The organism is Variovorax sp. AC103 (assembly GCF_979254005.1).
This window is the reverse complement of sequence record NZ_CEEDFC010000018.1, coordinates 80,692-94,845: the sequence shown is the minus strand read 5'-3', so window position 1 is coordinate 94,845 and position 14,154 is coordinate 80,692. Positions and strand designations below refer to the sequence as shown.

The window sequence follows — 14,154 nt, the reverse complement described above, 5'->3', positions numbered from 1 at the left end:
TCAGTGGACCCCCGTCCGCTTGCGCTGGCCGTCGTAGGCGTCCACGATCTTCGCCACCAGCGGATGCCGCACCACGTCCGCGCTCGTGAAGTGGGTGATGGCGATGCCGCTCACCCGCTTGAGCACGCGCTCCGCGTCGATCAGCCCGCTCAGCTGCTGCTTGGGCAGGTCGATCTGGCTCACGTCGCCCGTCACCACCGCGCGCGCGCCGAAGCCGATGCGCGTGAGGAACATCTTCATCTGCTCGGGCGTTGTGTTCTGCGCCTCGTCGAGGATCACGAAGGCGTTGTTCAGCGTGCGCCCGCGCATGAAGGCCAGCGGGGCGATTTCGAGCGCGTTGCGCTCGAAGGCCTTCTGCACCTTCTCGTGGCCCATCAGGTCGTACAGCGCGTCGTACAGCGGGCGCAGGTACGGGTCGATCTTCTGCGTCAGGTCGCCCGGCAGGAAGCCCAGGCGTTCGCCCGCTTCCACCGCCGGGCGCGTCAGCACGATGCGCTGCACCGACGCCCGCTCCAGCGCATCGACCGCGCAGGCCACCGCCAGGTAGGTCTTGCCGGTGCCGGCCGGACCGATGCCGAAGGTGATGTCGTGCTTGGCGATGTTGTCGAGGTAGAGCGCCTGCGTGGGCGTGCGCGCGCGCAGGTCGGCGCGGCGGGTGACCAGCATGGCCGCGTCGTCGTCGCCCTCGGTCATCGAGCCGTCGCCCGCCAGCGTGAGCTGCACCACGGCCGGGTCGATCGTGCGCTGGGCTATTTCGTAGAGCGCCTGCAGCACGTCCATGGCGCGCCGCGCCGTGGCCTTGGGGCCGTCGACCTTGAACTGCTCGTGGCGGTGGGCGATCTTCACGCCCAGGGCTTCCTCGATGCGGCGCAGGTGCGCGTCCAGCGGTCCGCACAGGTGGCCGAGGCGCGTGTTGTTCAGGGGGGTAAAGGTGTGTCGCAGAATCACTCGGTATCCATTTCCATCTATTTGGCAGACCTATGCAAGACCAGCCGTGCTCGAAAAAACGCAATCCAGCGCGGGAAACACCGCGGAACCGGCTTTGCCGGGCCGCCGGTGTTGCCCCCTCGAGGGGGGAGGCGGCTACACGAAGTGAGCAAGCAACGGGGGTGGGCCGATGATAGGCAAACTGAGCGGCATCCTCGCCGAACGCAATCCACCGCAGGTGGTGGTCGACTGCAACGGGGTCGGCTACGAGGTCGACGTGCCCATGAGCACGTTCTACAACCTGCCCAGCCTCGGCGCGAAGGTGTCGCTGCTCACCCACTTCGTGGTGCGCGAGGACGCGCAGATTCTCTACGGCTTCGGCAGTGCCGAGGAGCGGGCGGCCTTTCGCCAGCTCATCAAGATCACCGGCGTGGGCCCGCGCATGGCGCTCGGGGTGCTCTCGGGCATGAGCGTGGGTGAGCTGGCGCAGGCCATCACGCTGCAGGAGCTGGGCCGGCTGGTGAAGATTCCGGGCATCGGCAAGAAGACCGCCGAGCGCTTACTGCTCGAACTCAAGGGCAAGCTGGGCGCGGACATCGGCATGCCCGCGCATGCCGCCTCCGACGCGCAGGCCGACATCCTGCAGGCGCTGGTCGCGCTGGGCTACAGCGACAAGGAAGCCGCCCTGGCGCTGAAGGCGCTGCCGAAGGACGCGAGCGTGAGCGACGGGATCAAGATGGCGCTGAAGGCGCTGGCGAAGTGAACCTTCGCGGGGCGTGGTCGCGCGTGGAAGCGCTGCGCCACGAGTCGGTGCGCAGCGACGAACTGCTGCTGCGCGCGGCCCTGGCCGGCTGCGTGCCCATTCTCCTGGCCTACGGGTGCGCGGGCCTCGTGTACGGCAACCTGCCGATGTTCACGCCGTTCGGTCTCATCGACATGCCCGGCGCCTGCGCATGGCTCACGGCCGCCATGGCCTTTGCGCTGGCGATCTTCGCCGTCGACTGGCTGGTGCGCGGCGAGCTGGCGGTGGCACCGCCGCCGGTCACGGTCGTGACGCGGGTCTGGCGGCCGGGGGGCTTGCCGTCACCCGCGTTGCCGCCGCATGTTTTTCCTCAGCCCCGCTCGTCCGTGTTGCGCATCGCCTGCCTGGGCGTCGCGGCCGTGGCTTGCGCGTCCGCGCTGGTGGGGCGCGCCACGCTCGCGCTGGGCTGGCAGGCCTTTGCACGGCCGGGCGGCATCGCGCCGCAGGCGGAGTGGCCGCTCTTTCCGCTGCAATGGGCCTGGCCCTGGCTGCTGCCGCTGACGCGCCGGCCCGTGGTGCTGGGCCTGCTCGGCGTGGGCGCGGTGCTGCTGGCCGCGGCCTATCTGATGAACTGGCGCAAGGTGCGCGGCGCGTGGTTCCCGTTTCTCACCGTGCTGCCGATGCTGATGACGCTGAACTTCCTGGGCGACGCGGGTTTCGACTACGCCGCTGCACGGGGCTTGGGCGGGCTGGACGAGCCTGAGCTGGTGCGCGCCCTGGCCCAGTACCCGGGGCGTTACAACGTCTTCACGTTCCTCAGCCTTTGGGGTGCCATCGGCTTCGGCACCGTCGGCATGATCCTGGGCTTCTGGTTCGGCCGTTCGCGGGTCATGGACGAGGACTGACCGGCCATTCGATCGGTTTCATCGCATTGCTGCGGGCACCCGAGGGCGTTCAGGGGTGGATCTTCTCGCCCTTGGCCAGCATCTCGACGAACTTCTCGACCGGGTCGTCGTGCGCCACGCGCGCCGCCGCGCTCACGGCACCCACCAGTAGCGAAGCGCGTGAAAGTAGATCGGCGCCGCGAAGATCACCGAGTCCAGCCGGTCGAGCATGCCGCCGTGGCCCTCGATCATCGAACCCCAGTCCTTCACGCCGCGGTCGCGCTTGATGGCCGACATCACCAGGCCGCCGAAGAAGCCCATCAGGCAGATGGTCAGCGCCATCAGCGCGGCCTGCCACGGGTTGAAAGGCGTGGCCCAGTACAGCGCGGCGCCCAGCGCGGTGGCGCTCGCCACGCCGCCGACCAGGCCTTCCCAGGTCTTGGAGGGCGACAGCTCGGGCGCCACCTTGCGCTTGCCGAACAGCTTGCCCCACACGTACTGCAGCACGTCGCTGCCCTGCACCACGATGACGAGGAATGCGATCAGAAGCAGGTTGCGGCCCTCGAAGCCCGGAATCTGCAGCGTGAGCAGCGCAGGCACGTGGCTGATGCAGAACACGCACACCATCAGCCCCCACTGGATCTTGGAGGTGCGCTCCAGAAAGCGCTGTGTGTCGCCGCCCACGGCCGCCAGGATGGGCAGGATCAGGAAGGCGTAGACCGGGATGTAGATCGAATAGAGGCCATACCAGTCGATCCAGATCAGGAAGTACTGGCCCGGCAGCGCCACGAAGAAGGCCAGCGCGATCGCCCCGTGGTCGCCGCGCCGCGTGTAGGCCAGGCTGATGAACTCGCGCAGCGCGTAGAAGGAAATCAGATAGAACAGCACGATCACGCCGCCCTTGCCGAAGGCGAAGGCCAGCCCGATGACCGCCACCATCACCCACCACGCGTTGACGCGCGAGTTGAGGTTGTCGATCACCGAGTGCGGCTGGCCGTGCGCCACGCGCCACTTCAGCACCGCGCCGATGGCCGAGGCCAGCACCAGCACGCCGAAGACGCCGCCGAAGAGCTTGAGCGTGGTCAGCGCGAAGGGAGAGAGGTCGATCATGGCGCGGTCCCACCGTTGTGGCTGTTGTGGCCGTTCGTGTCCGGCCGGTCGTATTCGGGGCGCATGTCGAGCATGGCGGTGCGCGCGCGGGCCAGGAACGACACCTTGTCTTCGCCCTCGGCCAGCGTGATCGGCGCGCCGAAGCGCACCGTGCAGGCCAGCGGAATCGGCACCAGCACGCCCTTGGGCAGCACGCGCTTGAGGTTCTCGATCCACACCGGCACCAGCCGCACGTGGGGGCAGGCGCGCGCCAGGTGGAAGAGCCCGCTCTTCAGCGGCAGCAGGATGTCGTCGCCCGTGTTGCGCGTGCCTTCGGGAAACATGATGAGCGAGTCGCCGCCCTCCAGCGCCTCCTTCATCTGGTCGACCGGGTTGCCGCCCTGGCCCGAACCGTCGCGCCGGATCATCAGCGCGTTGAACACGTCGCGGCCGATGAAGTTGCGCAGCTTCGAGGCCTCCCAGTAGTCCTGCCCCGCGACCGGCCGCGTGAGCGCGCGCAGGTCGGGCGGCAGCGTGGCCCACAGCAGCACGAAGTCGCCGTGGCTGGTGTGGTTGGCGAAGTACAGCGTCTGCTCGGCCTTGGGGCTCGTGCCCAACCAGATGGCGCGCACGCCGGTCAGCAGGCCGGCCACGCCGATGATGAGCTTGCCCGCCACGATGGCGAGCCCGCGCCGCAGCACGGTGCTCTGCGGCTTGTCGTTGTTCTTTTGGTCGTCGTCGGTCAAGAGAGGTCCTGTGTCATCAAGGCGAGGAGAAACATGGCGCTCTGGCAGGCGACCACGATGGCGTGGCGCTGCAGGAGCTGGCGGGTGCCCTGCACGCGCGCGTCGAGCGGGCGTGGGGCTTGCTGGGGTGCCGATTCACGCAGCCCCAGGGAAGAGAGCGCCTTGTCGAGCGCGTCCAGCGACGTGACGGTGCTGCGCGCGAGCCCGTCGAACAGCGCCTCGTCGAAGCGCAGGCGAAAGGCGAAATAGCGCTCCAGCGCACCCAGGACGACGATCGCGCCGAATGCCATGGCCGGGGTGCTCGACAGCGAGCGCAGCGTCAACGCGAGCACCAGCGCAGCGATGCAGGTCAGCGCGAAGCCCCACAGGGCCAGCAGCGCCGCGGCGCGCAGCAGGCCGGCCAGTGCGGCGCAGGTGGTGCGTTCGGTGTCAGTCATGGCGCGGTACCTCCGGCAGTTTCGAAAGAGGCTTCAGCGGCTCCAGCGAGGCCAGCCATGCGCCGCGCAGCACGACCTGCGGCCGCGCGCGGCGCACGGCGGCTTCGGCCTGCGCCACACCGCCGGCCGCGCCGTAGCGCCCCAGCCAGGCGATCACCGCCGCCGCGCTGCGCGAAAAGCCGAGCGCGCAGCAAACCCACACCGGCGCGCCGTCGGCGTTGCGGCGCTGGCCCTCGATGACGGCGGCCGCGCGCTGCAGCCGCACCGTCGGCGGCACCGTCAGGTCGAGCAGCGGCACGCAGCGCGCATGCGGCACGCCGGCCGGCATCTGAAGCTCGGCGCACAGGCTCACCAGCCGGGGCCGGCCGGCGGCCAGCCATTCGGCGTGCGTCGGCCGCCGGCCCAGCCGCAGGCCCGGCACCACCTCGACCGAGGCCGGCAGCTTGCGCGTCCACAGCCAGGCGTTGACGGCCGCGCCGAGCCGATAGGGTGCGAACAGCCAGCGCGCCGCCCAGCCCATGCGGCCGTGCCCGTCCATCTGGAAGCCGCGCGCGCCGAAGCCGATGTAGTTGAGCGCCACCAGCGCGAGCGACGCGGCCGGCCAGCACAGCCACAGCGCGATGCCGCCGCCGTACAGCGCGGCCGCCAGGCACAGCGCCGCACCCGCCGCATAGAGCCCCGCGAGCTTCCAGCGCCGGGCGTCGTGCGTGCGCTGCCAGGCGCGCGGCATCGACACCACGCGCTCCAGCGGCCACAGCCACACGCAGAACAGGCCGAGCAGCGCGCCGGTCGGGATGTCGATGAAGTGGTGCTGCCACGTCGTGAGCACCGACGCGCAGATGGCGAAGGCCCACACATGAAGCACCAGCCGCGCCCACAGCGGCCCGATGAACTGCCGGTACCAGTCCCACAGGATCACGGCCAGCGCAATGTGCAGCGAGGGCGCCTGGTTGAACGGCTGGTCGAAGCCGCGCAGCGCGTTGAACAGGAAGGCCGGCGCGCCCTCGACCGGCGGTTGCCCGAAGCTGAAGTGCAGCGGCCACGCGATGAAGCAGGTGCAGGCAACGAGCGTGGCCGTGACCAGCCGCAGCGCATGCCGGTCGAGCGTGTGCCGGCTGCGCGCCAGGAACAGCGACAGCGCGTAGAAGACGTTGATCGTCCAGTAAGGAAAGATCGTCCACGGCCAGAACGGCACGTGACGCTCCCAGTCGAAGGCCATCGACGGCACGTTCGTGCGCGTGGTGGCCCACCAGTTGGCGAAGCCGTAGGTCGCGTAGAACAGCGGCCCGAGGAACACCAGCCATGCGGCGGCGCGCTTCCAGGGGCGCTGTGCCAGCCAGGCGCTCATCGGAAAGCCTCCGTGCTGCGCACTGCGGCGCGAGCTTGCTTGGGGCGGCCCGGCGCGGCGCTCATCGCCCGGTGCGCACCGCCAGCGAGACCGTGAAGATCCCCCACTCGTCGACCCGCTGGTCGATCTTGCGGAAGCCCGCTTCTTCCACCAGCTGGTCCATCTCGACCTGGGTGCGGCGGCGCATCACCCAGGCCTCGCCCTGGCGGTGGCTGGTGAGGGCGCGCGCGATCATTTCCAGCTGCGGATGCCACGGCTGGCCGGTGTACACGAGGTAGCCGCGGTCTTCCACCGCGTCGCCCACGCCCGCGAGCGAGCGGCGCACCATCTCGTTGTCGGGGAACAGCTCGTACAGGCCCGACACCACGGCCAGCGTGGGCCGCGGCATGACGCTGGCCAGGCTGATGCGGTCGAAGGCGTCGGCCTGCACGAACTGGGCGATGTCTTCGAGGCCCTTCTCGGCGATGAGCGCGCGGCCGTCGCGCACGTTGATGTCGCTGTAGTCCCGCAGCAGGATCGAGGCGGCCTTCACCGGGCTGGCCAGCACCGCGTCGAGCACGTAGCGGCCGTGGCCGGCGGCGATGTCCATCACGCGCACCTCGCGGTGCATTTCGGCCAGGCGTTCCATGGCGATGCGCAGCAGCTCCTCGACGTGGATCTTGCGCTGGCGGATGCCGCGCCAGCCGATGGAGTTCAGGTAGGTGTTGTCGATCGAGCGGCCGATGGCCGAGCTGCCCCTGGGCTGGTTGCGGTACACGTAGTCGAGGGTGCTGCCCGAGTCGAAACCGGTGTCGTGGCCCAGCTTGATGCCTTCGGACATCGTGCCGCCCAGCTTCAGCCCGGCGCGCGTCATGGCCCAGTAGGTGCCGCGCGGCGACAGGGGCGACAGCGGCTCGGCCAGCGCGCGCGACTCGTCCGCGGTGTCGCCGCTCAGGTGCGCCTCGCGGCGGTCGACCGGCACGGCCGGTTCGTCGAAACGCTGCAGGATGAACTCGCGGATCTGCGCCACGGCGCTCGCGCGGTCTTTCTCGCCGAGGGTGTCGTGAAAGAAGCCCGGCAGTTCGGTCTTGGTCTTGACCGCGCTGCCCAGCCGCTCGAAGAACCGGTGCTGCGGCTTGTGGTGCACCACCCAGTCGGCGCCCGAGATCAGCAGTTGCACCGGCAGGGTGATGGCGTTGGCGTCGGCCACCACGCGGTCGGCCGCTTCGTACAGGCCCAGCAGGATGTTGACGGCGATGGGCCGCGAGATGAGCGGGTCGCTCTCGTAGCTCGCGATGCGCGCGGGGTCGTGCGTGAGGAACTTGGCCTTCACGTAGCTGTTGACGAAGAACAGGCCGCGCAGCTTGTGCATCAGCCCGAGCCCGGCGCGCGCGAAGGGCACGTACAGCTTCACCTTGAAGGCCGGCGAGGCCAGCGTGAGGCCGCGCACCTTGGGGGCGTAGTCGTGCGCCCAGGTGGCGATCAGCACCGCGCCCACGCTCTGCGCGACCACGTGCATGTCCTGCTCGGGCACGCCGTGCGCGGCGGCGATGTGCTGCACGAAGGTCTGCACGTCGCGCACCGATGTGCCGAAGCTCGGGCTGTAGCCGCGCTGGCCGGGCGAGCGGCCGTGGCCGCGGGCGTCCCAGGCGTAGAAGTCGAAGTCGGGCAGGTCCAGCTCGTCGACCAGGTGCGCCATGCGCGCGCCGTGCTCATGGCCGCGGTGGAACAGCAGGATGGCGCCGCGGCGCGTGGCGCCGGTGGCGGGCCATCGGCGGTAGAACAGCGATTCGCCGTCGTGTGTCTGGAACTGGCGTTCCTCGGGAACGCGTGAAGTGATGTCTGTCATTGAATCCCTGTGAATTTTTTATTGGTTTGTGTCGGATGGCGTCGGGTCAGCGTGGCGTGACCGGCTTGAGTTCGGCTTCCGCCAGCGCCCGGCGGACGCGGTTGACGACCGTCCAGGCCACCAGCACCGCCAGCAGCGGCATCAGCCAGGCGGTCCAGCCCGGCAGCGGCCAGCCCAGCGCCACATAGAGACCGAGCGCGCCGAACACGAAGGCCCGGTCGCTCTTGCCCAGCGGGCCGTCGTAGCGGCGCGAGGCGCCCACCGTGGGCCCCAGCGCGCCGGCGAACTCGCTCAGGCCCGCGAGCACGATCACCGTGCCGACCCAGAAGCCGCTGAACGGCGCCACCAACGCAAAGGGCAGGTACAGCGCCGCGTCGGAAACCACGTCGGTCAGTTCGTTGAGGAAGGCGCCCAGCCTGCTTTGCTGATGGTGCTCGCGCGCCAGCATGCCGTCGATGGCGTTGAAGGCCATGCGCAGGAACATCCACAAGGGAATGAGCGCGAAGGCGGCCGGCGATGAAAAGGAGGGGGCCGCGAAGAAGAGCCAGAGCCCGAGCGCGACCGACACGACGCATGCCGCCATCGTCACCTGGTTGGCGGTGACGCCCATCGCATGCAGGCGGACCACCATCGGCCGCAGCAGGGCCTGGAAACGCGGCTTCAGTTCGTAGATCGACACGTGCTGGCTTCCCCTCGTTTGTTATATGGCCACACAGGTGGCCGGAGCATTCTGCCAGTGTGGCAGGCACTAAACTCGTAGTCGAAGAACCCCTCTCATGACCATCCAGACCGACGATTTCGCACCCGCCCCCCAACGCGTGGTGTCCGCCGCGCCCGCCTCGCCCAACGAAGAGGCGATCGAGCGGGCCTTGCGTCCCAAGCTGCTCGACGAATACGTCGGCCAGGCCAAGGTGCGCGAGCAGCTCGAGATCTTCATCGGCGCGGCACGCAAGCGCAAGGAAGCCCTCGACCACGTGCTGCTGTTCGGCCCGCCCGGCCTGGGCAAGACCACGCTGTCGCACATCATCGCGGCCGAGCTGGGCGTGAACCTGCGCCAGACCTCGGGCCCGGTGCTCGAGAAGCCCAAGGACCTGGCGGCGCTGCTGACCAACCTGGAGCCGAACGACGTGCTCTTCATCGACGAGATCCACCGGCTGAGCCCGGTCGTCGAAGAAATCCTGTACCCCGCGCTGGAGGACTACCAGATCGACATCATGATTGGCGAAGGCCCCGCGGCGCGCAGCATCAAGCTCGACCTGCAACCCTTCACGCTGGTGGGGGCCACCACCCGTGCCGGCATGCTGACCAACCCGCTGCGCGACCGCTTCGGCATCGTGGCGCGGCTGGAGTTCTACACGCCCGAAGAGCTCGCGCTCATCGTCACCCGCAGCGCACGCCTGCTCAAGGTGGAGACCGACGCCACCGGCGGCTTCGAGATTGCCCGGCGTTCGCGCGGCACGCCCCGCATCGCCAACCGGCTGCTGCGCCGCGTGCGCGACTACGCCGAGGTGAAGGGCAACGGCCGCATCACCGAAGACATTGCGCACAAGGCGCTGGCCATGCTGGACGTCGACCCGCAGGGCTTCGACCTGATGGACCGCAAGCTGCTCGAGGCCGTGATCCACCGCTTCGACGGCGGTCCGGTCGGCCTGGACAACGTGGCCGCCAGCATCGGCGAAGAGCGCGACACCATCGAGGACGTGATCGAGCCCTACCTCATCCAGCAGGGCTACCTGCAGCGCACGCCGCGCGGGCGCATCGCCACGCTGGCGGCGTACCGCCACCTGGGCGTGACCCCGCCGTCGAGCCGCGCCGACGGGCAGGATCTTTTCGGAGCCTGAACACACCATGCACACCCATGACCTGAGCGCCTGGAAGCACGACCACCACTTCGGCGCCGACACCGCCTCGGCCGAACGCAGCACGCGCCTGGTGATGTGGATCACCGCCGTGATGATGGTGGTCGAGATCGGCGCGGGCTGGTGGTTCAACTCGATGGCGCTGCTGGCCGACGGCTGGCACATGAGTTCGCACGCGCTGGCCATCGGCCTGAGCGCCTTCGCCTATGCCGCCGCGCGGCGCTACGCACGCGACCCGCGCTTTGCCTTCGGCACCTGGAAGATCGAGGTGCTGGGCGGCTTTGCCAGCGCGCTGGTGCTGCTGGGCATCGCGGCGCTGATGTTGGTGGGCTCGCTGGAGCGGCTGTGGTCGCCCTCGGCCATCCACTACCCGGAAGCCATTTCGGTCGCTGTGCTGGGGCTGGTGGTGAACCTGGTCTGCGCGCGGCTGCTGGGCGGGGCGCATCACCGCGACCACGGGCATGACCACGATCACGCCCACGGGCACGGGCACGGGCACGACAACCACGGGCACGACCTGAACCTGCGTTCCGCCTACATCCACGTCGTGGCCGATGCCGCCACGTCGGTGCTGGCCATCGCGGCGCTGCTGGGCGGCTGGTTCTACGGCTGGGCCTGGCTCGACCCGGCGATGGGCATCGTCGGCGCGGTGCTGGTGGCGGTGTGGGCCAAGGGTCTGCTGAAGGACACGGGCAAGGTGCTGCTGGACCGCGAGATGGACCACCCCGTCACCGAGGAAATTCGCGAAGGCGTCGAGACGATGCTGGCCGCGTCCGAAACCCGCGTGGCCGACCTGCACGTGTGGCGCGTGGGGCGCGACGCCTACGCCTGCGCGCTGACGGTGGTGACGCATTCGCTCACGCTGACGGCGGACGAGGTGCGGGCGTGCTTCTCGATGCACAAGGAGATCCGGCACTCGACGGTCGAGATCCAGCGCTGCGTCGATTAGGTATTCGCTCCTTCCCCCGCTGGGGGAAGGTCGGGATGGGGGCAGGCAGTGCGTTCATCGCGATCGCCGCTTGCCCCCACCCCAACCCTCCCCCAGCGGGGGAGGGAGCAAGACAAAGTCAGGCGGCCGTACGCGCGTGCCGCACGATCAGTATCTGCGCCGCGTAATACGTTCCCAGCACCCACAGCGACGCCAGCGGCAGCGGTGACACGAACCGGTTCATCGCGAGCAGCGCATCGCTCAGCATGAAGAAACACGCGCCCACGGCCACCCAGCGGGAGGGCGCATCGCGCAGCACCGCCGCGCGCCCGGCGGCCTGTGCCGCCATGCAGGCGATCACCACCACATACACCCCGACCGGAATGCGCAAGGCCACGGGCAGCCCGCCCTGCCAGAGAAACGCATACATCGCGGCGCCGATCAGCAGCGTCACCGCCAGCGCCCCGCGCCGCGGAAAAGTGCCCACCCCGATGCGGAACAGCGCGATGTAGGCCAGGTGCGCCAGCAGGAAGCACACCAGCCCCGGCACGAACAGCTTCGCCGGGCCCATCAGCAGCACGTCGCCTGCCAGGGATGCCACCAGCCCGGCCAGCAGCAGTCCGTCGAACGTCTTCACTCCACCGCTCACCTTCGCCCGCCGCGCAGCGAAGAAGATGGCGATGGCCAAGGCCAACGGCTTGCAGACGTGGTGCAGCCACGCGATGTCCAGCACCGCACTTGCCGTGGCCAGCGCGGACGCCTCGACCAGCAGCACCTCGGTGACCGAGATGCGCCCCTGCAACACCGCGCCGATGGCCCACAGGCTGGCCGTCAGCGCCGCAAGCCACACGGCCGCACGCGGCAGCGGCACGGCATCGGAGAACCACAGGAACACCGCCACGCCCGCCAGCAACAGCACGAACTGCACGCCGGCAAACCATTGCACGCCCCGGCTCACCTCGGGTTCGTAGCGCGTCACCTGCGCGATGTCGAAGGCCGGCTTCGGGAACCGCGCCGCCACGTCCGCCGGCCGCCAGCCGGGCGGCTTGAACCACACGCGCAGCTTGTCGGTCCAGCGGCGCGTGTGCCATGAATCCTTCGCCAGCGCCCAGTACACCTCGGCGTTGGCCCACAGCGGGTCCCAGCTGCGCAGCGCGCCGCGCGTGCCGTACACGCAGCGCTCGTCTTCCTCGCGGAAGGTGCCGAACAACCGGTCCCACACGATCAGCACGCCGCCGTAGTTGCGGTCGAGGTAGCGGTCGTTCACCGCGTGATGCACCCGGTGGTTCGACGGCGAGCAGAACCAGCGGTCGAACCAGCCCAGCTTGCCCACCTGCTCGGTGTGGACCCAGAACTGGTAGAGCAGGTCGACGAGCGCCACCACGCCGAACACCAGCGGCGGCACACCCGCCACCGCCATCGGCAGGTAGAAGAGCCAGCCGAACAGCGCGCCGCTCGAGGTCTGCCGCAGCGCGGTCGACAGGTTGTAGTGCTGGCTCTGGTGGTGCACCACGTGCGCGGCCCACAGCACCGCTGATTCATGGCCCATGCGGTGCAGCCAGTAGTAGCAGAAGTCGTAGAACACCAGGGCCAGCAGCCAGCCGTACCAGGTGGTCCAGAAGTCGCGCGCCGCCTCCTGCGGAAACAGCGCGACCGCCGAATACACCGCCGTGTAGATGCCGATGCGCAGCAGCCCCGTGAGCACCGCGCTGATCTGGCTGAGCATGCCCAGACCGATGCTGTTCACCGCGTCGGCCAGCCGGTAGGTGTCGTGCCCGGTGCCGCGCCGGGCCCGCGCGCGCCCCACCGCGAACTCGATCGCGATGAGAAGAAAGAACACGGGGGTTGCAAGAACGATGATCTGGCCAGGGCGCATCGCGGCATTGTGGCGTTGCCTGCCGGCCACGCGTCATCGGGATGTCACGGGTATGCCATTGCGCCGTCATGCGCCAGTGGGAGCCTACTGGTCCATGCAACGCGACGACGCTTTCCTTCGCGCATGGCGCGACACCGCAAACCCGTCCACGGACCCGGAGGACGAGGAACGCCTGCGTCCACCGCTGCAGTTCCGCACGCTGTGGATCTCGGACCTGCACCTGGGAACCCCGGGCTGCCAGGCCCGCGCGCTGCTCGACTTCCTGAAGCACACCGAGTGCGAAACGCTCTTTCTTGTCGGCGACATCATCGATGGCTGGCAGCTCAGGCGCCACTGGTACTGGCCGCAGGCGCACAACGACGTGATCCAGAAGCTGCTGCGCAAGGCGCGCAAGGGCACGCGGGTGATCTTCATCCCGGGCAACCACGACGAGTTCGCGCGCAAGTACCTCAACCACAACTTCGGCGGCATCGACGTGGCCGATGAATGGATCCACGAAACGGCCGACGGGCGCAAGCTGTGGATCATTCACGGCGACCTGTTCGACGGCGTCATTCAGTGCGCCAAGTGGCTGGCCTACGTGGGTGACTCGCTCTACGAATTCACGCTCAAGCTCAACCGCCACCTCAACTCGCTGCGCGCGCGCATGGGGCTGCCGTACTGGTCGTTGTCGAAGTACCTCAAGGGCAAGGTCAAGCGTGCCGTGAGCTACGTGGGCGACTTCGAGGCCGCAGTAGCGCGCGAGGCCCGCAACCGCGGCGCGCAGGGGGTGGTGTGCGGCCACATCCATCACGCCGAGATGCGCGACATCGACGGCATTCTTTACTGCAACGACGGCGACTGGGTGGAAAGCCTGACGGCGCTGGCCGAGCATGCGGACGGCACGCTGGAAATCATCGACTGGGCGCAGCACATGCCTGTGGCGACGAAGACGACGTCGGCGCGCGAAGCCGTGGCCGCCTGACGTTCTGCTACTGGGTCGCTGCGACCGGCATGCACGCTGGGTTCGTGGTGAGCCCGCACCGTGAATTTTTCGCGTTCTTGCGTACCGATTTCTGGTCGGTAGTCGTTTGACTATTGTTTGCGAATGTGCGGGTCGTCTGTGCCCGAGACTTTTCGGATTGCCATCCGACAGGTCTACCGCGCGTGCCTCAAACCCTCGCCATCACCAGTAAAGCCTTGCCCTCGCGTAGGGGGCGCTCCGCACTAGAGCCTGCGCGGGTCTCTGGCGCAAGGGTGTGAACAGCATGCTTGAGTACGAACTCATGCTCAAGACGCCGGCTGCGTTGAGTCTCTGTGCGAGCGACGCGGCTGATCCCAATCTGGATGACTTCATTGCAGGCGAGATCACTTGTGCGATCTCACTGGATCGTCCTAGCGAACTCATGAACAAGCTCGACGAGGTGGCATTGATGGTGCGCTACGGCACTGCGGAGCCATTGGTCGCCGAGCAGACCAAGCGGACGTGCCAGCTTGACGACCCTTGATAA

At 68.7% G+C, this 14,154-nt stretch carries 14 protein-coding genes; 6 read left to right on the top strand and 8 right to left on the bottom strand.

Going from position 1 to position 14,154, the window contains the following annotated elements; all coding sequences use genetic code 11:
• Positions 1-948: a PhoH family protein gene (locus tag AC0IYU_RS24070; RefSeq protein ID WP_472121899.1), complete on the bottom strand. Its 948-nt coding sequence runs from the start codon at positions 946-948 to the stop codon at positions 1-3.
• 169 nt (positions 949-1,117) lie between these two features.
• On the opposite strand from AC0IYU_RS24070, the gene ruvA reads away from it, so the two are divergent.
• Together ruvA and AC0IYU_RS24060 are read left to right on the top strand one after the other, a co-directional pair.
• Positions 1,118-1,690 carry a Holliday junction branch migration protein RuvA gene (gene ruvA, locus AC0IYU_RS24065; RefSeq protein ID WP_472121896.1) on the top strand — a complete coding sequence of 191 codons (573 nt, stop codon included), beginning with the start codon at positions 1,118-1,120 and terminating at the stop codon, positions 1,688-1,690.
• Entirely contained in the window at positions 1,687-2,574 is an 888-nt protein-coding gene (locus AC0IYU_RS24060) for a hypothetical protein (RefSeq protein WP_472121893.1), read from the top strand. Before ruvA ends, AC0IYU_RS24060 begins: the two co-directional genes overlap by 4 nt.
• A 132-nt stretch (positions 2,575-2,706) precedes the next feature.
• Here AC0IYU_RS24060 and AC0IYU_RS24055 read toward each other — a convergent pair whose 3' ends face one another.
• The 6 genes from AC0IYU_RS24055 to AC0IYU_RS24030 all read right to left on the bottom strand — a co-directional run bounded on the left by AC0IYU_RS24055 (position 2,707) and on the right by AC0IYU_RS24030 (position 8,680).
• Positions 2,707-3,663, bottom strand: coding sequence for a phosphatidate cytidylyltransferase (locus AC0IYU_RS24055; RefSeq protein WP_435436815.1), 957 nt, complete (start codon positions 3,661-3,663; stop codon positions 2,707-2,709).
• The gene (locus AC0IYU_RS24050; RefSeq protein WP_472121890.1) at positions 3,660-4,388 is read right to left on the bottom strand and encodes a lysophospholipid acyltransferase family protein; all 729 of its coding nucleotides are present in this window, start codon (positions 4,386-4,388) and stop codon (positions 3,660-3,662) included. Before AC0IYU_RS24050 ends, AC0IYU_RS24055 begins: the two co-directional genes overlap by 4 nt.
• A complete protein-coding gene (locus AC0IYU_RS24045) occupies positions 4,385-4,825 on the bottom strand; it encodes a hypothetical protein (protein ID WP_472121887.1) in 441 nt (146 codons plus the stop codon). Before AC0IYU_RS24045 ends, AC0IYU_RS24050 begins: the two co-directional genes overlap by 4 nt.
• The gene (locus tag AC0IYU_RS24040) at positions 4,818-6,173 is read right to left on the bottom strand and encodes a phosphatase PAP2/dual specificity phosphatase family protein (RefSeq protein ID WP_472121885.1); all 1,356 of its coding nucleotides are present in this window, start codon (positions 6,171-6,173) and stop codon (positions 4,818-4,820) included. The genes AC0IYU_RS24045 and AC0IYU_RS24040 overlap by 8 nt, the downstream gene beginning before the upstream one ends.
• Before the next feature lie 61 nt (positions 6,174-6,234).
• Positions 6,235-8,001, bottom strand: coding sequence for a bifunctional alpha/beta hydrolase/class I SAM-dependent methyltransferase (locus AC0IYU_RS24035; protein ID WP_472121882.1), 1,767 nt, complete (start codon positions 7,999-8,001; stop codon positions 6,235-6,237).
• A gap of 46 nt (positions 8,002-8,047) precedes the next feature.
• Positions 8,048-8,680: a CDP-alcohol phosphatidyltransferase family protein gene (locus AC0IYU_RS24030; RefSeq protein WP_472121879.1), complete on the bottom strand. Its 633-nt coding sequence runs from the start codon at positions 8,678-8,680 to the stop codon at positions 8,048-8,050.
• 97 nt (positions 8,681-8,777) lie between these two features.
• On the opposite strand from AC0IYU_RS24030, the gene ruvB reads away from it, so the two are divergent.
• Both ruvB and dmeF read left to right on the top strand, forming a co-directional pair.
• A complete protein-coding gene (gene ruvB, locus AC0IYU_RS24025; RefSeq protein WP_435484895.1) occupies positions 8,778-9,842 on the top strand; it encodes a Holliday junction branch migration DNA helicase RuvB in 1,065 nt (354 codons plus the stop codon).
• Positions 9,843-9,849: 7 nt separating this feature from the next.
• Complete coding sequence (gene dmeF, locus AC0IYU_RS24020; RefSeq protein WP_472121877.1) at positions 9,850-10,809, top strand: CDF family Co(II)/Ni(II) efflux transporter DmeF; 960 nt, start codon at positions 9,850-9,852, stop codon at positions 10,807-10,809.
• A 118-nt stretch (positions 10,810-10,927) separates the two neighbouring features.
• Here the strand turns inward: dmeF and AC0IYU_RS24015 are convergent, their stop codons facing one another.
• On the bottom strand, positions 10,928-12,664 hold the full coding sequence (locus AC0IYU_RS24015; RefSeq protein WP_472121874.1) for a lysoplasmalogenase family protein: 1,737 nt from the start codon (positions 12,662-12,664) through the stop codon (positions 10,928-10,930).
• A 94-nt stretch (positions 12,665-12,758) separates the two neighbouring features.
• On the opposite strand from AC0IYU_RS24015, the gene AC0IYU_RS24010 reads away from it, so the two are divergent.
• The gene (locus tag AC0IYU_RS24010) at positions 12,759-13,628 is read left to right on the top strand and encodes a UDP-2,3-diacylglucosamine diphosphatase (RefSeq protein WP_472121871.1); all 870 of its coding nucleotides are present in this window, start codon (positions 12,759-12,761) and stop codon (positions 13,626-13,628) included.
• A gap of 283 nt (positions 13,629-13,911) precedes the next feature.
• Positions 13,912-14,151, top strand: a complete 240-nt coding sequence (locus AC0IYU_RS24005; protein WP_472121869.1) for a hypothetical protein — start codon at positions 13,912-13,914, stop codon at positions 14,149-14,151.
• Positions 14,152-14,154 lie beyond the last annotated feature (3 nt).